A 17,158-nucleotide genomic window follows, 5' to 3' on the forward strand; every position below is an offset into this window, starting at 1 on the left:
TCGCCATCTGCTCGCAAGTTTTTTAGCCCCGCAGAACGCCCCCGGTCTGCTTGCCGACATTCTCGATGATGCGCTTGGCCAGTGCCTCGAAATCCTCGTCGGTGAGCGTCTTTTCGACCGGCTGGATCGACACTTCGATGGCAATCGATTTTTTGCCCTCGCCCAGCGAAGCGCCTTCGAAAATATCGAAGACCGAGACGGCGGTGATGAGCTTCTTGTCGGCGGCGAGCGCTGCGCGCACCAGCGTGCCGGCCTCGACCGACTTGTCGACGACGAAAGCGAAATCGCGCTTGACCGCCTGGAAGGGCGACAGTTCCAGTTTCGGCTTGGTTTTCGTCGGCTTGGCCTTCGGTTCAGGCACGGCATCGACGAAGACCTCGAAGCCGCACAGCGGGCCGGAAACATCGAGCCCTTCCAGCGTCTTCGGATGGAATTCACCGAAAGTTCCGAGCACGGTTTTCGGGCCGAGCTTGATCGTGCCGGAACGGCCGGGATGATACCAGGCCGGGCCGCCGGCCTCGATCTGCAGCCGGTCGACAGGCGCACCGCAGGCTTCCAGTGCGGCGATCGCATCGGCCTTGGCGTCGAACACGCCGACTGGACCGGAATTGCCGGCCCAGTTGCGGCCGGAACCGTCGAGCTTGGCGGTGCCGCGACGCACGCCGGCGGCGACGCGCCGCTGCTGGTCGGCGCCGTCGCCCTCATAAGTGCCCGACACTTCGAACAGCGCCACGTCGCCAATACCCTTGTCGGCGTTGCGCTGGGCAGCCGCGATCAGCCCCGGCAGCAGCGAGGGCCGCATGTCGGACATATCGGCGGCGATCGGGTTGGCAAGCTTCAGCGCGGTCTGGCCGCCGCCGAACAGCTCGGCATGCTTGGCCGGAATGAACGACCAGGTAACGGCTTCCATCATGCCGCGCACGGCAAGCGCGCGCTTGGCCGTGCGGGTACGGACCTGCAGCGTGGTGAGGATCTTTGCATTGACCGCGTCATGCGCACCGAGCGGCTGCGGCGCGATGTTGTCGACACCGTGGATGCGCATGACCTCCTCGACCAGGTCTGCCTTGCCATCGACGTCGGGGCGCCAGGACGGCACGGCGACATCGACGACATCGCCCGAGCCCTCCGGCTTGAAGCCGAGGCGCGACAGGATGTCGAGGCTTTCCGCGCTGGGAACCTCGATGCCGGTCAGCCGCTTCACTTCCGAAAGCGGGAAGGAAACGATCTTCGGCGTGTGACCGGCATAACCGACGACCTCCATTTCGGTCGGCGTGCCGCCGCAGAAATCGAGCACCAGTTTCGTCGCCAGTTCGACGCCCGGAACCATGAATTCGGGGTCGACGCCGCGCTCGAAACGGTAGCGCGCGTCGGTAATGATGCCGAGCGTGCGGCCGGTGCGCGCCGTGGTGATCGGATCCCAAAGGGCGGATTCGATCAGCACATCTGAGGTGTTCTCGTCGCAGCCCGAATGCTCGCCGCCCATGACGCCGGCGATCGACTCGACGCCGTTGTCATCTGCGATGACGCACATTTCCGGCGTCAGCGTGTATTCGCGGCCGTCGAGCGCCTGCACCTTTTCACCATCGCGCGCGCGGCGCACGACGAGATTGCCGGCAACCTTGCTGGCGTCGAACACATGCAGCGGGCGGCCGCGGTCGAAGGTGACGTAGTTGGTGATGTCGACCAGTGCGCTGATGGGTCTCAGCCCAATGGCGATCAGCCGCTGCTGCAGCCATTTTGGCGAGGGTCCATTCTTGACGCCCTTGACCAAGTTGAGCGCGAAGCCGGGGCAAAGCTCCGGCGCTTCGATCGTCACCTTGATCGGACACATGCCATTGCCGACATGCGGCATGATGGCGCCGCCGACGAGGCGGCCAAGCCCGCTCGCCGCCAGATCCCTGGCGATGCCGTAGACGCTGGTGGCATCCGGCCGGTTCGGCGTCAAGTTGATCTCGATGACCGGATCGTCGATGTGCGCATAGGCGGCGAAGCTGGTGCCGACCGGCGCATCCTCAGGCAGGTCGATGATGCCATTGTGTTCGTCGGACAGCTCCAGCTCGCGCTCGGAACACATCATGCCGTGGCTTTCGACGCCCCTGATCTTGCCGACCGTCAGCGTTACGTCGATGCCGGGCACATAGGTGCCGGGCGCGGCAAAGGCGCCGATCAGGCCCGCGCGAGCGTTTGGCGCGCCGCAAACGACCTGCACCGGAGGCTTGCCGTCGCCGGTGTCGACGGTCAGCACGCGCAGCCGGTCGGCATCGGGATGCTGAACCGCCGTCAGCACCCTGGCGATGACGAATGGTTTCAGGCTCGACTTGTCGTCGACATGCTCGACTTCGAGACCGATCGAAGTCAGCCGCTCGACGATCTCGTCGAGCGTGGCGTCGGTCTCGAGGTGGTCCTTGAGCCAGGAGAGGGTGAATTTCATGGGACTGTTCCGTCTGGTCTTTTGACGCTTGATTTCAGATGTCTCGGCAGGTCGTCGGACATATGCAGGAAGGCAAGCTGCTCGCCGATATAGGCATGCAGCGTCGGCTGGAAATCGGCCGGCATGTCCATGGCGCCGAGCATGAAGTAGATGTCTTCTTCCAGCCGCTCGTCGACATAGGCGATGGGTGAGCCGCAGGTGCCGCAGAAAGAGCGCGTCACCGGGCCGTTCTCATACATCTTCAGCGCCTTGCCGGTGAACGCGACCTGATCGACCAGGAAGCCGACAAAGGCCGACACCGGCGCGCCGCTGGCCCGCCGGCAATCGCCGCAATGGCAGTAGCTGACGTGATGCGGTTCGGCAGAGGCCTCGAACCGCACGGCGCCGCAGCGGCAGCCGCCGGCATAGGGCGCTGTCATGCGCTCAGGCCTCCGAACAAAGTCGGCATGTCGAGCGGCCGGAAGCCGTAGTGCGACAGCCAGCGCACGTCTGCATCGAAGAAGGCGCGCAGGTCCGGCATGCCGTATTTCAGCATGGCGATGCGGTCTATGCCCATGCCCCAGGCAAAGCCCTGATATTCGTCCGGATCGAGACCGCCATGGCGCAGCACATTGGGATGCACCATGCCGCAGCCGAGGATCTCCATCCAGTCGGAGCCTTCGCCGAAGCGCACCTCGCCGGGCCGCGAGCGATCGCACTGGATGTCCACCTCGAGGCTTGGCTCGGTGAACGGGAAGAAGGACGGCCGGAAGCGCATCTTAACCTGCGGCACCTCGAAGAAGGCCTTGCAGAACTCCTCCAGCACCCACTTCATGTTGGCGACGTTGGCTGTCTTGTCGATCACCAGCCCCTCGACCTGATGGAACATCGGCGAGTGGGTGGCGTCCGAATCCTGCCGGTACGTCTTGCCAGGAATGACGATGCGGATCGGCGGCTTCTTCGTTTCCATGGTGCGGATCTGCACCGGCGAAGTGTGCGTGCGCAAAAGCTTGCGCTCGCCCTTCTCGTCCGGCTGGAAGAAGAAGGTGTCGTGCATCTCGCGCGCCGGGTGGCCTTCGGGAAAATTCAGCGCGGTGAAATTGTAATAGTCGGTCTCGATATCGGGACCTTCCGCGATGGAGAAACCGAGATCGCCGAAGATCGCGGCAATCTCGTCGATGACCTGGCTGATCGGATGGATACGGCCGCGCTCGGCCGGCGACTGCCGCACCGGCAACGTCACGTCGACCTTTTCGGCGGCGAGGCGGGCGGTGATCGCCACATCCTTGAGCTCAGCCTTGCGGGCAGTCAGCGCGTCGGTGACGCGGTTCTTGAGGCCGTTGATGGCCGGGCCTTTGATCTGGCGCTCCTCGGCGGTCATGGCGCCAAGTGTCTTCAGCATCTCGGACACGCTGCCCTTCTTACCGAAAGCAGCGATGCGCACGGCCTCGATGGCCGGCTCATCGGCGGCCGAGGCGATCTCGGCCAGAAGTGAGTTTTCAAGCGTATCCAGGCCAGTGGTTGCGTCGTTCACGGTCAAACTCGCTGCGTTGGGAGGTCGGCCTCAAAGTGAAAGTCACTCCTAAAGTGAAATCACTCCAAGGATCAGGCAAAAGAAAAACCCGCGCCAGCCGTGCCAGCGCGGGTTCCCCAAATCAGAATTGCGAATGCTTGGGAAGCGCTGGTCTTAGGCGACAGCGCTTTCAAAAGCGTTCGGCGTGGTGTTCTTCAGATATTCGAGCGCCACCTTGGCCTTGGCGACCAGGGCCGCGAAAGCCTGCGGCTCGTGGATGGCCATGTCCGACAGGATCTTGCGATCGATCTCGATGCCCGACTTGTTGAGGCCGTCGATGAAGCGGCCATAGGTCAGGCCATGCTCGTGGGTCGCGGCGTTGATACGCTGGATCCACAGCGCGCGGAAGGAGCGCTTGCGGTTCTTGCGGTCGCGGTAAGCGTATTGCAGCGACTTTTCCACCGCCTGCTTGGCGATGCGGATGGTGTTCTTGCGGCGGCCGTAGAAGCCTTTCGCGGCTTTCAGGACCTTCTTGTGCTTGGCGTGCGAAGTGACGCCTCTTTTTACGCGTGCCATGTCATGATCTCCTTAAAAGCAATTCCAGGAAAAGTGCCTTGCGGTTTTCCGTTCGGAATTGCGTAAAACAAATGCGTGTCCGGACCGAATGCCTTAGAGGCCATTCGGCAGAAAATTCTTGATGACCTTCTTGCCATCCGGTTCAGCCAGAACCATCGTGCCGCGGGCATTTCGAATGAACTTGTTGGAACGCTTGATCATGCCGTGACGCTTGCCGGCCGCAGCCGACAGGACTTTACCCGTACCTGTGATCTTGAACCGCTTCTTGGCGGCCGATTTGGTCTTCATCTTGGGCATTTTGCTACTCCGTATTGTTGGCGCACTATCGCGCTTCTTGTTCGCTTCAGGCCGACCAAAGCCCGAAAAGCAAATGAAACCGCCACGGCATGCCCTGCCGGGCGGTTTTCTTGAACGGCGGTGCTATACGTCAAAGACGGCCCGCGCGCAACACCTGTGGAGATGCGGCGCTGTGTCCTCGTCAGGGCAGCGTGAACCAGACCGGCAACATGCCTGACAGCTGGGCGCCGTCGATCAATTCGAAGGCCGGCAGCGCGATCAGAAACACCAGGCCGTCGAGCAGCGTGGTCAACAGCAGGCGCGGCTTGAAGTTTCCGGTATCGCCCTCCTGGTAGAGCGACAGTTTTGGGAAGAAGCGCGGCACCCGCGCCAGATAGGCCTGATACGGCGCGCCGAGCGCTTCCTTGAGGAACTTCTCCTCGCGCAGGATGACGATATGGAACGCCCCCGCGCACAAAAGCCCGAAGAGGATGATACCGGAGAACGAACCGATCTGCGCGCCGACACCGGCTGCGGCTACGGTCGAGAACACATAGAGCGGGTTGCGGGTGATCGAGTAAGGCCCGCCAGTCACCACCTCGGACGATTTGCGCCCGCCTATGTAGAGTGTCGCCCAAAGGCGGCCCACGATGCCGAGGAAAATCAGCAGCACGCCGAACATTTCGATCGTCTCGTGCACGGCTGTGTCGGGCGGAAACGTCGATTGGCCAAATAGCAATGCTGCAAACAGCACGACCACGAGAACGGCAAGCACTATCCGGCGCATATGCTGGTAATTGCCCAGCCCGTGTTTGAAGTCCACGTCCGAAACCTTGACTTCATCGACCATAGTGAATCCGATCGTCAGGAATTTTGCCGGCGATCGCAGCGTCTGAACAAGAAGAAGGCGTCCCGCCGATCGCCGGGACGCCTTGCGATGTGATTCAGGCGGATTTAAGCGCGATGGCCAAGCCTGACGTCATCGTGATCCTAGATACGCGCCGATGCAGATCTTAGCGCGGCGACAGCACCATCATCATCTGGCGGCCTTCGAGCTTCGGTTCCGCTTCGACCTTGGCAATCGTCGCCACTTCCTCGCGGACCTTGTTCAGAAGCTGCATGCCGAGTTCCATATGCGCCATCTCGCGGCCACGGAAGCGCAGCGTCAGCTTGACCTTGTCGCCTTCCTCGAAGAAGCGGCGAACCGCCTTCATCTTGGTCTCGTAGTCATGGCTGTCGATGTTCGGGCGCATCTTGATCTCCTTGATCTCGATGACCTTCTGGTTCTTGCGCGCCTCGGCCGCCTTCTTCTGGTTGGCGTATTTCAACTTGCCGAGATCAAGGATCTTGACGACGGGGGGCACCGCGTTGGGCGATATCTCGACGAGATCGAGCCCGGCCTCTTCGGCCAGCAGCAATGCGTCGTTGATGGAAACATCGCCGCGGTTCTGGCCTTCGGCGTCGATAAGCTGGACCCGGGGAACCCGGATGTCACGGTTGGAGCGCGGGCCATCCTTGGTCGGCGCCGCTGCTTTGAAAGGTCTGCGAATGGTCGTGGTCTCCTTGGCCGTTTCGTTCAGGATTTGTCAGTGTTGATGCATGGACGCGCCAATGTGGTGAGCGCGCGGGCGGAGTCAATAGCACAGCATTGACAGAAAATCACCCTGATCGCTGTCCTGCACCAAACAAAGAACATAGTGAGCACTTTTCGCCACGCCACCGACCGTGCCACAAGAATCCCGCGCCAGAAGAGGGCCTGAGGAAAAAGCCATGACCGCAACGCCCCCCGTCTTTATGGATGTCGATGGATCGCGCATCGCGGTGCGCCATACTGCTGGCTCTACGCCCGGCATCGTCTGGCTCGGCGGCTACAAGTCGGACATGCTGGGCGCGAAGGCGCAGACGCTGTCGGACTGGGCGGCAAAAGAAGGCCGCGCCTTTCTGCGCCACGATTATTCCGGCCATGGCGAATCCGGCGGCGCCTTTGCCGACGGCACGATTTCGACATGGCTTGCACAAAGCCTTGCCGTGTTCCGGCATTTCACCAAGGGCAAACAGATCCTGGTCGGCTCCTCGATGGGCGCCTGGATCGCGCTGCGCATGGTGCAGGAATTGCGCAAGGCTGATGACAGCAACGTCGCCGGCCTGGTGCTGCTGGCGCCGGCACCGGATTTTACCGCTGAACTGATCGAACCGGTGCTGACCAAGGCGCAGAAGCGCGATCTCGCCAAAAAAGGTTTCTTCGAAGAGCCGTCGAACTATTCCACGGAACCCTACATCTACACCCGCGCCCTGATCGAGGACGGGCGCGACAACCTGACAATGACAGGCCCGATCGACACCCATTGCCCGGTGCATATCCTGCAGGGCCTGGCCGATGCGGATGTGCCGGCAAGCCATGCACTGAAGCTGGTCAGCCTGCTGCCCGCCGACGACGTGACCCTGTCGCTGATCCCTGACGGCGACCATCGCCTGTCGCGACCGCAGGATCTCGACATGCTGGTGCGGGCCGTCGATGCGATGGCGCAGAGGGGAAACTGATGCGCCTTTCCATTCCGATATCCGCCTTCGTCGCGGCGATCGTCGGCTTCGGCGGCACGCTGGCCATCGTCATCGCCGCCGCCAACGCAGTCGGCGCGACGCAGATCGAGACGGCAAGCTGGGTGACGACGATCTGCCTGGCCATGGCGATCGAGAGCCTGTGGCTGTCATGGCGAACGAAAATGCCAGTCATCACCGCCTGGTCGACGCCGGGCCTGGCGCTGATCGCGGCATCGAGCGGCTTTTCGATGGGTGAGGCCGTCGCCGCCTTCATCGTCACCGGCGTCCTTCTGATCGCCACCGGGCTGTTTCGGCCCCTGACGAAGCTGATCTCGAGAATACCGCCTTCCGTCGCCTCGGGCATGCTGGCCGGTATCGTCGTCACCTTCGCGCTCAATGCGGTGAAGACCATTCCCATCGACCCGTGGCTGATCCTGCCGCTGATTGCAGCCTTCTTCGTCATCCGCCTGTTCAACCCGGCGCTGTCGGTGCTGGCGGTGCTGATCGGCGGTGGCCTTGCCGCTTTCCTCACCGGCCGTGTCGGCGGCCTGCCGACACCGGAACTGTCGACGCTGACGCTGATTGCGCCTGATTTCACCGCCAAGGCGGTGATCGGGCTGGCACTGCCGCTCTATCTCGTCACCATGGCTTCGCAGAACCTGTCCGGCCTCGCCGTGCTGCGCGCCGCCGGCTACCATCCGGAGCCCGGCCCGCTGATCGGCGTCACCGGCCTGTTTTCGCTGCTGTCGGCGCCGTTCGGCGGCTCGACCACCAATCTGGCGGCGATCTCGGCGGCGATCTGCACCGGGCCGGACGTCCACCCCGACCCCGCCGAGCGCTGGAAGACCGGGCCGTTCTATGCGCTCGCCTATCTCATCTTTGCGATTTTCGGCGCTTCGCTGGTGGCGATCTTCGCGGTGCTGCCACAGAGCCTGATCGTACTGGTGGCGGGCCTGGCGCTGATGGCGTCGCTCGCCAACGCGCTTTCTATCGCGCTGAAGGAAGAGGCGGATCGCATGGCCGCCACCGTCACCTTTGTCGTCACCGCGTCGGGTCTGACGCTGTTCGGCGTTGGCGCCGCATTCTGGGGCCTGATTGCCGGGCTGGTCGTGCTTTTCCTCGATATGATCAAAAAGCGATAAACATTTCAGATGCTTGTCCGGATTTGGCGGACATTGTCTTGAATCGCCGTTTTTCTCTTCCCATTTCGATTCCACGCAGCCGGGTTTGGCTGTCTCCAACCGAAGGAATGGGAGAAAATGAACACATCCGCATTGATCCGTCCGGCCTGGACGCCGGCAACCATCGCGTTGATGGTTGTGGGTTTCATGGTGTTCTGGCCACTCGGCTTCGCCATGCTCGCCTACATCATCTGGGGCGACCGCCTCGATGGCTTCAAGCGTGACGTCAACCGCGCGACCGACGGCATCTTCGCCGGTTGCCGCCGCGGTTCCGACAAGGCCGCGCGCTGGGGCAATGGTTCCGCCCGCACCGGCAACGTCGCTTTCGACGACTGGCGCGAAAAGGAACTTGAGCGGCTGAACGAAGAGCGCCGCAAGCTCGACGAGATGCTGACCCAGTTCGACGAATACGCCCGCGAATTGCGCCGCGCCAAGGACCAGGACGAGTTCGACCGGTTCATGGCCAACCGCAACAAGTCGACGGCTCCGACGAAGACCGATCCGGGCACTGGAACGACGACCACCAAGCGTGGCAAGGGTTCGAACCTGCTTGACGACTGAGATCCGGCGACTGGTCACATCGTGAAAAAACGGCGTCGCGCGAGCGGCGCCGTTTCTTTTTTGTTCTAGTCGTTTTTCTCGAATCGCGTATCGTCCCGCCATGACTCTCGGCTTCTTTCGCAATCTGACAAAGCCCAAGCCCACGCCTGTCGTGGAGCGCGAATATTGCGTCGCCGGTCGCACGCTGCCGCTCAAGATCGTCGAGAGCGCCAGGGCGCGCCGAATGACGCTGCGTATCGATTCAGGCGGCCAGGGTCTGCGCATCACCGTGCCGCCAGGCCTGCGCCGCGGCGAAGTGGACAGGTTCCTCGAGCGGCACCAGGACTGGCTGGAGCAGCGACTGGCCAAGGTGCCGACGCGGCCGCAAGTGCGGCCCGGCATCAGGATCCCGGTGCGCGGCGTGCCGCACCGCATCGTCCATGAACCGTCAAAGCGCGGCACCGTCACCGTGTCGCGCGACGAACGTGGTCCGCTCTTGATCGTGCATGGCGACCGCATACATCTGCCGCGCCGCCTCGCCGATTTCCTCAAGCGCGAGGCCAAGAAGGAAATCGAGAAGCTGGTGGCCAAGCACACCGAGGCGCTTGGCAAGCGCGCCAAGGCGATCCGCTTCAAGGACACGTCAAGCCGCTGGGGGTCATGCACCTCCGAAGGCAATCTGTCCTTTTCCTGGCGCATCATGATGGCGCCGTCGCCGGTCATCAACTATCTCGTCGCGCATGAAGTGGCGCATCTCAAGGAGATGAACCACGGCCCGAAATTCTGGAAACTGTGCGAAAAGCTCTGCCCCGACACCGATCGCTGCAAGGACTGGCTGAAGCGCAATGGCGGTGCGCTGCAGGCGATCATGTTCGAGTAGATCGCTAATCGTCGTTGGCGGCGTTCAAGTCTTCGGGCCGCAACCCCTCATCGCCATGATGCGGCCACGGCAGGAAATTGCCGTCGAACTCATCGCCGCCGAAATAGTCGAGCGCGCGGTGCGCCTCGGCGCCATTGAAGGCGGCCTTGTCGATCAGGTGCGCGATGACCTCGCGCGCCTGCGCAATCTTCTGCCTGAGTTCGGCTACGGTTCTGTCGGCCATGATCGTGCTCCCGCCTTGCGTCCTGTCCATCCATAGGTAGCGCCTTTGGCCGTGCCGGCAAACAGCATGCTTTTTCTCGACTCTTATCGCTTTTCATGCCAATTCCCGCGCCATGGCACTCGACATCAAAATCTGCGGCTTGAGGACCGACGCGGCAATGGCCGCGGCGCTGGCCGGCGGCGCCAGCCATGTCGGGTTTATCTTCTTCGCCAAAAGCCCGCGCTATGTCGAACCTGGCGAGGCTGGCCGTCTGCACGAGGCCGCGCGCGGCAAGGCGATGGCGGTTGCCGTCACCGTCGATGCCGGCGACGCCTTCCTGGATGAAATCGTTGCCAAAATGCAGCCCGACATGCTGCAGCTGCACGGCGCGGAAACGCCCGAGCGCGTCGCCGAGCTCAAAGCCCGCTATGGCCTGCCGGTGATGAAGGCGCTGCCGCTCAGCGAGGCCGCCGATCTCGAACGAATGAAGCCATTCATCGGCATAGCCGACCGGTTCCTGTTCGACGCCAAGCCGCCGAAAGGCTCCGAACTGCCGGGCGGCAATGGTGTTGCCTTCGACTGGCGCATTCTCGCCGGCCTTGACGGCGGCGTCGATTACATGCTTTCCGGTGGGCTCAACGCCGCCAATATCGGCGATGCCCTTCGGCTTGCCAACCCGCCTGGGATCGACATTTCTTCAGGCGTGGAAAGCGCGCCGGGCGTCAAGGATCCGGCGCTGATCGAACAGTTTTTCCGGGCCGTCAGGGCCGCGCGGAACACCCGCGCAGCCTAGTGGTGCCTCAAACCAGAGCATGTCCCGGAAAAGTGGGAACCGGTTTTCCGACAAGGACATGCCTCATAGTCAAGATGCCAGGAGATCGGCGATGAACAAGCCGGCGACACCCAATTCCTTCCGCACCGGGCCCGACGAACAGGGCATGTTCGGCATTTTCGGCGGTCGTTTCGTTGCCGAAACGCTGATGCCGCTGATCCTCGATCTGGAGCGGCACTGGAACGAGGTCAAGAACGATGCGGATTTCAGGGCTGAGCTGACTGACCTGTCGACCCACTATGCCGGACGGCCGTCGAAGCTTTATTTCGCCGAAGGCCTCACGAAGCATCTTCGTGAGGTTTCCTCGGCCAGGGGCCTCGCGGGCGGCGCGAAGGTCTACTTCAAGCGGGAGGATTTGAACCACACCGGTTCGCACAAGATCAACAACTGCCTCGGCCAGATCCTGCTGGCCAAGCGCATGGGCAAGAAGCGCATCATCGCCGAGACCGGCGCCGGCCAGCACGGCGTGGCCTCGGCCACGGTTGCGGCCCGCTTCGGCTTTCCCTGCGTCGTCTACATGGGCGCCACAGACGTTGCCCGGCAAAGCCCGAACGTCTTCCGCATGAAGCTGCTCGGCGCCGAAGTGCGCCCGGTGACCGCCGGCCACGGCACGCTGAAGGACGCCATGAACGAGGCGTTGCGCGACTGGGTCACCAATGTCGAGGACACCTATTACCTGATCGGCACCGCCGCCGGCCCGCATCCCTATCCGGAGCTGGTGCGCGACTTCCAGTCGGTGATCGGCATCGAGGCGCGGGCACAGATCCTCGAGCAGGAAGGCCGGCTGCCCGACACCATCATCGCCGCTGTCGGCGGTGGTTCGAACGCCATCGGCCTGTTCCATCCCTTCCTCGACGACAAGGAGGTCCGCATCATCGGCATCGAAGCCGGCGGTCGCGGTCTCGACGGCATCGAGCATTGCGCCTCGATGAATGCCGGCGCGCCGGGCGTGCTGCATGGCAACCGCACCTATCTCCTGCAGAATTCCGACGGCCAGATCATGGACGGCCATTCGATCTCGGCCGGCCTCGACTATCCCGGCGTCGGGCCGGAGCATTCCTGGCTGCGCGATTCAGGCCGGGTCGAATACGTGCCGATCCTCGATGACGAGGCGCTGGAGGCTTTCAAGCTGACGACGCGCGTCGAAGGCATCATCCCGGCGCTGGAATCGGCGCATGCCATCGCGCATGCGGTGAAGATCGTGCCTGCCATGGACAAGGATCAGATCGTCATCGTCAACCTGTCCGGCCGTGGCGACAAAGACGTGCACACGGTGGCTTCGATGCTGGGCATGGAGATCTGATCATGGCCACCCGCATCGACCGCCGCATGGCGAAGCTCAGGAACGAAGGCCGCCCGGCGCTCGTCACCTATTTCATGGGCGGCGACCCCGACTACGACACCTCTTTGTCGATCATGAAGGCGTTGCCGGGCGCAGGTTCCGATATTATCGAGCTCGGCATGCCGTTTTCCGATCCGATGGCCGACGGCCCGGCGATCCAGGCGGCGGGCTTGCGGGCGCTGAAAGGCGGCCAGACGCTGGCCAAGACGCTGAAGATGGCGGCCGACTTCCGCGCCGGCGACAATGAAACGCCGATCGTGCTGATGGGCTACTACAATCCGATCTACATCTATGGCGTCGACCGCTTCCTCAAGGACGCGATCGCCAGCGGCATCGACGGGCTGATTGTCGTCGACCTGCCCCCGGAGATGGATGAGGAACTGTGCATTCCGGCATTGAAAGCCGGCATCAACTTCATCCGGCTGGCGACGCCGACCACCGACGACAAACGCCTGCCCAAGGTGCTGCAGAACACGTCGGGCTTCGTCTATTACGTGTCGATGACCGGCATCACCGGCTCGGCGCTGGCCGACACCGGCAAGGTGGCGGCGGCGGTCAAGCGCATCAAGGGCCACACCGACCTGCCGGTCTGCGTCGGCTTCGGCGTCAAGACCGCCGAGCAGGCCCGGGTGATCGGCGCCAATGCCGACGGCGTCGTCGTCGGCACCGCGATCGTCAATGCGGTGGCCAATGTGCTGGGGCCGAAGGGCGAGAAGACCGCCGATCCGGCCGAGGCCGTCGCCACGCTGGTCAGCGGGCTTGCGCAAGGCGTGCGCTCGGCCCGCCTTGCTGCTGCCGAATAGTTTCCCTACGTCAGGTCTTGTGCATGCCGTTATCCCAGAACCGGTCCCACTTTTGGGCGACATGCATTAGCAACTCTTCGTCAGGACAGGAGCCGAAGCGATGAACTGGATCACCAATTACGTTCGCCCGAAGATTAATTCGATGCTCGGCCGGCGCACCGACATGCCCGAGAACCTCTGGATCAAGGATCCGGAGACCGGCGAGATGGTGTTCCACAAGGACCTGGAATCGAACCAGTTCGTCATTCCCTCGTCCGGTCATCACATGAAGATCTCGGCCAAGGAGCGGCTGAAATTCTTCTTCGATGGCGGCAAATACGAGACCCTGGACAACCCGAAGGTGATGCAGGATCCGCTGAAATTCCGCGACGAGAAGCGCTATGTCGACCGGTTGAAGGACGCCAAGGCCAAGACCGGCCTTGAGGACGCGATCATCAATGCGCTGGGCACCGTCGAGGGTCTGCCGGTTGTGGTCACGGTGCAGGACTTCGCCTTCATGGGCGGCTCGCTCGGCATGGCCGCTGGCGACGCCATCGTGCACGGCTTCGAAGTGGCCCTGCAGCGCAAGCGGCCGCTGATCCTGTTTGCCGCTTCCGGCGGCGCCCGCATGCAGGAAGGTATTTTGTCCCTGATGCAATTGCCGCGGACAACGGTCGGTGTCGACCGGCTGAAGGAAGCCGGCCTGCCCTACATTGTCGTTTTGACCAACCCGACCACGGGCGGCGTGACCGCCTCCTACGCCATGCTGGGCGACGTGCACATCGCCGAGCCCGGCGCGCTGATCGGCTTTGCCGGACCGCGCGTCATCGAACAGACGATCCGCGAGAAACTGCCCGATGGCTTCCAGCGCTCCGAATATCTGATGGAGCACGGCATGGTCGACATGGTCGTATCCAGGCTGGAAATGCGTGAAACGATCGCGCGCCTGCTCAAGATGCTGCTCAAGCTGCCGGAAGAGCAAAAAACGCTGGAGCCGGAAATCCTGCCGCCGGCGGTGGTTGCCGCGGAAGCTCGGCCGCAAGCCTGAAGCGACACGAAGCGCCGCGACCGCGATTGCACGAGGGCTTCGGCGCGCTGTAGCCTTTGATTGCCATGGCCATCCGAAACCGATTCTGGTTTTCAGGCTCATGCGCTAGGATTCCACCATGACGACGCTTGCCGCCGACCGCGAAATCGAAGCCCTGATGGCGCTTCATCCGAAAGGCTTCGACCTTTCGCTCGACCGCATTTCGCGGCTGCTGGAGCGGCTTGACAATCCGCAGGACCGGCTGCCCCCGGTCATCCACATCGCCGGCACCAACGGCAAAGGTTCGTGCGCAGCCTTTTCACGCGCCCTGCTCGAGGCTGCGGACTACCGCGTCCATGTCCACACCTCGCCGCATCTGGTCAACTGGCATGAGCGCTACCGGCTGGCCGCCGATGGCGGCGGCAGGCTGGTCGAGGACAGGGTTTTCGCCGATGCCATTGCCCGTGCGGCCAGGGCCAATGAAGGCGAGAAGATCACCGTCTTCGAGATCCTCACCGCCGTCACCTTCCTGTTGTTTTCCGAACACCAGGCCGACGCTGCGATCATCGAAGTCGGGCTCGGCGGCCGCTTCGACGCGACCAATGTCATCAAGGAGCCGGCCGTGTCGGTGATCATGCCGGTGTCGCTCGACCACGAGGCCTATCTCGGCGACCGGGTCGAACTGATCGCGGCCGAAAAGGCCGGTATCATCAAGCCCGGCTGTCCGGTGGTCATCGGCGCGCAGGAGAGCGAAACGGCGCTGCAGGTGCTGATCGAAACCGCCGAGCGGCTTGAATGCCCCACCTTCGTCTACGGCCAAGACTTCCTTGCCTTCGAGGAAAACGGCCGCATGGTCTACCAGGACGAAGACGGCTTGATGGACCTGCCGCCGCCCAGGCTGCCCGGCCGCCACCAGTTCGCCAATGCGGCGGCGGCGATCGCCGCGGTCAAAGCGGCCGGTTTCGAGATCAGCCATCGCGCCGCCGAAAAGGCGATGGTCAATGTCGCCTGGCCCGGCCGCATGCAGAAGCTGGCGCAGGGCCGGCTGGCCGAACTGGCACCCAAGGGCGCCGATATCTGGCTCGACGGCGGCCACAATCCCGGTGCCGGCGTGGTGGTTGCCGAAGCGCTGGCCGAGCAGGAAGAGAAGAACCCGCGTCCGCTGTTCCTCATCTCGGGCATGATCAACACCAAGGACCAGAGCGGCTATTTCCGTGCCTTCAAGGGCCTCGCCCGGCATGTCTACACGGTGCCGGTGAGCCTCAGCGAGGCCGGCGTGCCGAACGACGAACTGGCGATCCGCGCAACGGAAGCCGGGCTGACCGCCGAGCCGGTGAGTTCCGTCGCCAGCGCGCTGATGCTGCTGCGCGACACCTGGGACGGCCCGTCGCCACGCATCCTGATCAGCGGTTCGTTGTATCTGACCGGAGCGGTGCTGGCCGAGAACGGCACCCCGCCGACCTGAAGCAGGCGACTATTCATGCCTTGGGTGGCTGCGGCGGCTGAGGCCGAACCTTGGCTTTCGACCTTCAGAAATCCCACGGTGAGATCAGATCAAGGCTGGTGGTGCCAAAGTCGCTGAGATTGCGCGTTGCCAGCCGGCCACCGTTCACGCGCGCTATCGCCGCAATCATGCCATCGGGGGCTGACATGCCGCGACCTTGGCGTGTCGCGGCCCCCATGATCTCGCCGTAAGCCAAGGCAGCATCTTCAGTCAATCCAAAAATCCGGCCGGCAAATCGATGGCGCCACCGGGAAAGTCCCTGCTCCAGCCGATCGGCACGCTCATCAGGCCGTATTTTTTGGATGCCGAAGGCGATTTCAGCAATCGTCACTGTGGGAAGGGCCAGTTCAGCGTCATTGCGGACAAGCCACGCCAGGACAGCTTGGTCCGGCGCCTTCTTCAGACTCTCCGAAATCACGTTGGTATCGACGAAAATCAAAGCTCAAGTCCCGAATGAACCTGGCGGCCTTCGCGAATGATCTTTTCCAGATCGATGTCGGCGCCATGGTTTGCAGTCAAGCTGGCATAGAAGGTGGAAGCAGGTTCACGGCCAGCTTCACGAATTTCGTAGGATTCGAGCGCACGTTCGACCACATCGGCTATCGAACGATTTTCACGACGAGCAAGTCTATGAGCCAAGTCGCGTGCTTTTGCGCTTCGGACTGAGAGTTGTGGTTCGGCCATTTCGAACTCCCTTTTAGAACGGATATAGGCCGATCCACCGCTGCCATCAAGGTGGCAGTTGATGGCGTGCCATCACGCGGTGGATTTCCAGCGCATTGATAGGCGGCGTTACTTCAACTCTATCTCGATAAACGCGTATTCGCCTTCATTGGCGTTGATGACGTCGTGCTCTACGCCCTCCTTGCGGAAATAGGGCGCGCCCTTCTTCATCTCGGCAAAGGATTCGCCGTCCTTGGTCAACAGCTTCACCTTGCCGTCCATCAGCGGCACGACGACATAGTCGTGGCCGTGGCGATGCCAGCCGGTGTTCTCGCCCGGCGCGAAGCGGTATTCGGTGACGATGACACGCTCGTTGTCGATGAAGACGGTGGCCTTGGCGGATCCGGTCATGGAGTTCTCCTGTCTGCCTCGAGCAGATGACATGGAGTGCCCGGATGCGAGAGCCAGAGCCACGCACCGATGACGCCAACAAAAAGCCCGGCGCGAGGCCGGGCTTGATACCAGGAATTTCAGATGGGTCAGGCGAGGTTGCCATTGATCCAGTGCGACAGCGCGGTCTTCGGCGCGGCACCGACCTTCATGTCGGCCATTTCGCCGCCCTTGAAGATCATCAGCGTCGGGATCGAGCGCACGCCGAACTGGGCGGCAAGCTCCGGATTCTCGTCGATGTTGAGCTTGGCGATCTTGACCTTGGCGCCAAGTTCGGTGGCGATATCTTCGAGCGCCGGCGCAATCATCTTGCAGGGACCGCACCATTCCGCCCAGAAATCGACGACGACCGGTACGTTGGCGTCAAGCACGTCAGCCTGGAAGTTGCTCTTGTCGACCTTCACGGTTGCCATATGGAAAAATCCTTTTGAAAGTTTTT

General features: G+C 62.6%; 21 protein-coding genes. 9 read left to right on the top strand and 12 right to left on the bottom strand.

Annotation, left to right across the window (positions count from 1 at the left end; all coding sequences use genetic code 11):
- Nucleotides 1–22: 22 nt before the first annotated feature.
- The 7 genes from pheT to infC all read right to left on the bottom strand — a co-directional run bounded on the left by pheT (nucleotide 23) and on the right by infC (nucleotide 6,325).
- Nucleotides 23–2,431 (bottom strand): phenylalanine--tRNA ligase subunit beta, encoded by a 2,409-nt coding sequence (pheT, locus tag MESCI_RS02180; protein ID WP_013528307.1) that lies wholly within the window; start codon nucleotides 2,429–2,431, stop codon nucleotides 23–25.
- Entirely contained in the window at nucleotides 2,428–2,850 is a 423-nt protein-coding gene (locus MESCI_RS02185) for a GFA family protein (protein ID WP_013528308.1), read from the bottom strand. Before MESCI_RS02185 ends, pheT begins: the two co-directional genes overlap by 4 nt.
- Nucleotides 2,847–3,944, bottom strand: coding sequence for a phenylalanine--tRNA ligase subunit alpha (gene pheS / locus MESCI_RS02190; RefSeq protein ID WP_013528309.1), 1,098 nt, complete (start codon nucleotides 3,942–3,944; stop codon nucleotides 2,847–2,849). Before pheS ends, MESCI_RS02185 begins: the two co-directional genes overlap by 4 nt.
- 153 nt (nucleotides 3,945–4,097) lie before the next feature.
- The gene (rplT, locus tag MESCI_RS02195) at nucleotides 4,098–4,499 is read right to left on the bottom strand and encodes a 50S ribosomal protein L20 (protein ID WP_013528310.1); all 402 of its coding nucleotides are present in this window, start codon (nucleotides 4,497–4,499) and stop codon (nucleotides 4,098–4,100) included.
- A 93-nt stretch (nucleotides 4,500–4,592) separates the two neighbouring features.
- Nucleotides 4,593–4,796: a 50S ribosomal protein L35 gene (gene rpmI, locus MESCI_RS02200; protein ID WP_006201248.1), complete on the bottom strand. Its 204-nt coding sequence runs from the start codon at nucleotides 4,794–4,796 to the stop codon at nucleotides 4,593–4,595.
- 181 nt (nucleotides 4,797–4,977) lie between these two features.
- A complete protein-coding gene (locus MESCI_RS02205) occupies nucleotides 4,978–5,625 on the bottom strand; it encodes a methyltransferase family protein (protein ID WP_013528311.1) in 648 nt (215 codons plus the stop codon).
- 163 nt (nucleotides 5,626–5,788) lie between these two features.
- Nucleotides 5,789–6,325: a translation initiation factor IF-3 gene (gene infC, locus MESCI_RS02210; protein ID WP_013528312.1), complete on the bottom strand. Its 537-nt coding sequence runs from the start codon at nucleotides 6,323–6,325 to the stop codon at nucleotides 5,789–5,791.
- A gap of 220 nt (nucleotides 6,326–6,545) precedes the next feature.
- On the opposite strand from infC, the gene MESCI_RS02215 reads away from it, so the two are divergent.
- The 4 genes from MESCI_RS02215 (at nucleotide 6,546) to MESCI_RS02230 (ending at nucleotide 9,917) form a co-directional block, all read left to right on the top strand.
- On the top strand, nucleotides 6,546–7,316 hold the full coding sequence (locus MESCI_RS02215; protein WP_013528313.1) for an alpha/beta hydrolase: 771 nt from the start codon (nucleotides 6,546–6,548) through the stop codon (nucleotides 7,314–7,316).
- Entirely contained in the window at nucleotides 7,316–8,458 is a 1,143-nt protein-coding gene (locus MESCI_RS02220; RefSeq protein ID WP_013528314.1) for a benzoate/H(+) symporter BenE family transporter, read from the top strand. Before MESCI_RS02215 ends, MESCI_RS02220 begins: the two co-directional genes overlap by 1 nt.
- Before the next feature lie 117 nt (nucleotides 8,459–8,575).
- Nucleotides 8,576–9,058, top strand: coding sequence for a DUF2852 domain-containing protein (locus MESCI_RS02225; protein WP_013528315.1), 483 nt, complete (start codon nucleotides 8,576–8,578; stop codon nucleotides 9,056–9,058).
- Between the two features lie 100 nt (nucleotides 9,059–9,158).
- On the top strand, nucleotides 9,159–9,917 hold the full coding sequence (locus MESCI_RS02230; RefSeq protein ID WP_013528316.1) for a M48 family metallopeptidase: 759 nt from the start codon (nucleotides 9,159–9,161) through the stop codon (nucleotides 9,915–9,917).
- 4 nt (nucleotides 9,918–9,921) lie between these two features.
- Here MESCI_RS02230 and MESCI_RS02235 read toward each other — a convergent pair whose 3' ends face one another.
- Nucleotides 9,922–10,140 carry a hypothetical protein gene (locus MESCI_RS02235; RefSeq protein ID WP_013528317.1) on the bottom strand — a complete coding sequence of 73 codons (219 nt, stop codon included), beginning with the start codon at nucleotides 10,138–10,140 and terminating at the stop codon, nucleotides 9,922–9,924.
- Between the two features lie 112 nt (nucleotides 10,141–10,252).
- On the opposite strand from MESCI_RS02235, the gene MESCI_RS02240 reads away from it, so the two are divergent.
- The 5 genes from MESCI_RS02240 (at nucleotide 10,253) to MESCI_RS02260 (ending at nucleotide 15,567) form a co-directional block, all read left to right on the top strand.
- Entirely contained in the window at nucleotides 10,253–10,912 is a 660-nt protein-coding gene (locus MESCI_RS02240; protein ID WP_013528318.1) for a phosphoribosylanthranilate isomerase, read from the top strand.
- Between the two features lie 91 nt (nucleotides 10,913–11,003).
- Nucleotides 11,004–12,254 carry a tryptophan synthase subunit beta gene (gene trpB, locus MESCI_RS02245; RefSeq protein WP_013528319.1) on the top strand — a complete coding sequence of 417 codons (1,251 nt, stop codon included), beginning with the start codon at nucleotides 11,004–11,006 and terminating at the stop codon, nucleotides 12,252–12,254.
- A 2-nt stretch (nucleotides 12,255–12,256) separates the two neighbouring features.
- A complete protein-coding gene (gene trpA, locus MESCI_RS02250) occupies nucleotides 12,257–13,096 on the top strand; it encodes a tryptophan synthase subunit alpha (protein ID WP_013528320.1) in 840 nt (279 codons plus the stop codon).
- A gap of 100 nt (nucleotides 13,097–13,196) precedes the next feature.
- A complete protein-coding gene (gene accD / locus MESCI_RS02255) occupies nucleotides 13,197–14,123 on the top strand; it encodes an acetyl-CoA carboxylase, carboxyltransferase subunit beta (protein WP_013528321.1) in 927 nt (308 codons plus the stop codon).
- Nucleotides 14,124–14,241: 118 nt separating this feature from the next.
- Nucleotides 14,242–15,567: a bifunctional folylpolyglutamate synthase/dihydrofolate synthase gene (locus tag MESCI_RS02260; protein WP_013528322.1), complete on the top strand. Its 1,326-nt coding sequence runs from the start codon at nucleotides 14,242–14,244 to the stop codon at nucleotides 15,565–15,567.
- 64 nt (nucleotides 15,568–15,631) lie between these two features.
- Here the strand turns inward: MESCI_RS02260 and MESCI_RS02265 are convergent, their stop codons facing one another.
- From MESCI_RS02265 to trxA, 4 genes are all read right to left on the bottom strand, one after another.
- The gene (locus tag MESCI_RS02265) at nucleotides 15,632–16,045 is read right to left on the bottom strand and encodes a type II toxin-antitoxin system VapC family toxin (RefSeq protein ID WP_013528323.1); all 414 of its coding nucleotides are present in this window, start codon (nucleotides 16,043–16,045) and stop codon (nucleotides 15,632–15,634) included.
- Nucleotides 16,042–16,290 (bottom strand): type II toxin-antitoxin system VapB family antitoxin, encoded by a 249-nt coding sequence (locus MESCI_RS02270; RefSeq protein WP_013528324.1) that lies wholly within the window; start codon nucleotides 16,288–16,290, stop codon nucleotides 16,042–16,044. Before MESCI_RS02270 ends, MESCI_RS02265 begins: the two co-directional genes overlap by 4 nt.
- A 108-nt stretch (nucleotides 16,291–16,398) precedes the next feature.
- Nucleotides 16,399–16,680, bottom strand: coding sequence for a cupin domain-containing protein (locus MESCI_RS02275; protein ID WP_013528325.1), 282 nt, complete (start codon nucleotides 16,678–16,680; stop codon nucleotides 16,399–16,401).
- Between the two features lie 128 nt (nucleotides 16,681–16,808).
- A complete protein-coding gene (gene trxA / locus MESCI_RS02280) occupies nucleotides 16,809–17,132 on the bottom strand; it encodes a thioredoxin (protein ID WP_013528326.1) in 324 nt (107 codons plus the stop codon).
- Between the last annotated feature and the right edge of the window lie 26 nt (nucleotides 17,133–17,158).

The sequence above is a fragment of the Mesorhizobium ciceri biovar biserrulae WSM1271 genome, assembly GCF_000185905.1.
Lineage (GTDB): Bacteria > Pseudomonadota > Alphaproteobacteria > Rhizobiales > Rhizobiaceae > Mesorhizobium > Mesorhizobium ciceri.

Bases quoted from the DNA above. Each gene is read 5' to 3' on its own strand.
- pheT (WP_013528307.1), bottom strand. From the start codon at position 2,431: ATGAAATTCACCCTCTCCTGGCTCAAGGACCACCTCGAGACCGACGCC.
- MESCI_RS02185 (WP_013528308.1), bottom strand. From the start codon at position 2,850: ATGACAGCGCCCTATGCCGGCGGCTGCCGCTGCGGCGCCGTGCGGTTC.
- rplT (WP_013528310.1), bottom strand. From the start codon at position 4,499: ATGGCACGCGTAAAAAGAGGCGTCACTTCGCACGCCAAGCACAAGAAG.
- rpmI (WP_006201248.1), bottom strand. From the start codon at position 4,796: ATGCCCAAGATGAAGACCAAATCGGCCGCCAAGAAGCGGTTCAAGATC.
- MESCI_RS02205 (WP_013528311.1), bottom strand. From the start codon at position 5,625: ATGGTCGATGAAGTCAAGGTTTCGGACGTGGACTTCAAACACGGGCTG.
- MESCI_RS02215 (WP_013528313.1), top strand. From the start codon at position 6,546: ATGACCGCAACGCCCCCCGTCTTTATGGATGTCGATGGATCGCGCATC.
- MESCI_RS02220 (WP_013528314.1), top strand. From the start codon at position 7,316: ATGCGCCTTTCCATTCCGATATCCGCCTTCGTCGCGGCGATCGTCGGC.
- MESCI_RS02225 (WP_013528315.1), top strand. From the start codon at position 8,576: ATGAACACATCCGCATTGATCCGTCCGGCCTGGACGCCGGCAACCATC.
- MESCI_RS02230 (WP_013528316.1), top strand. From the start codon at position 9,159: ATGACTCTCGGCTTCTTTCGCAATCTGACAAAGCCCAAGCCCACGCCT.
- MESCI_RS02235 (WP_013528317.1), bottom strand. From the start codon at position 10,140: ATGGCCGACAGAACCGTAGCCGAACTCAGGCAGAAGATTGCGCAGGCG.
- MESCI_RS02240 (WP_013528318.1), top strand. From the start codon at position 10,253: ATGGCACTCGACATCAAAATCTGCGGCTTGAGGACCGACGCGGCAATG.
- trpB (WP_013528319.1), top strand. From the start codon at position 11,004: ATGAACAAGCCGGCGACACCCAATTCCTTCCGCACCGGGCCCGACGAA.
- trpA (WP_013528320.1), top strand. From the start codon at position 12,257: ATGGCCACCCGCATCGACCGCCGCATGGCGAAGCTCAGGAACGAAGGC.
- accD (WP_013528321.1), top strand. From the start codon at position 13,197: ATGAACTGGATCACCAATTACGTTCGCCCGAAGATTAATTCGATGCTC.
- MESCI_RS02260 (WP_013528322.1), top strand. From the start codon at position 14,242: ATGACGACGCTTGCCGCCGACCGCGAAATCGAAGCCCTGATGGCGCTT.
- MESCI_RS02270 (WP_013528324.1), bottom strand. From the start codon at position 16,290: ATGGCCGAACCACAACTCTCAGTCCGAAGCGCAAAAGCACGCGACTTG.
- MESCI_RS02275 (WP_013528325.1), bottom strand. From the start codon at position 16,680: ATGACCGGATCCGCCAAGGCCACCGTCTTCATCGACAACGAGCGTGTC.
- trxA (WP_013528326.1), bottom strand. From the start codon at position 17,132: ATGGCAACCGTGAAGGTCGACAAGAGCAACTTCCAGGCTGACGTGCTT.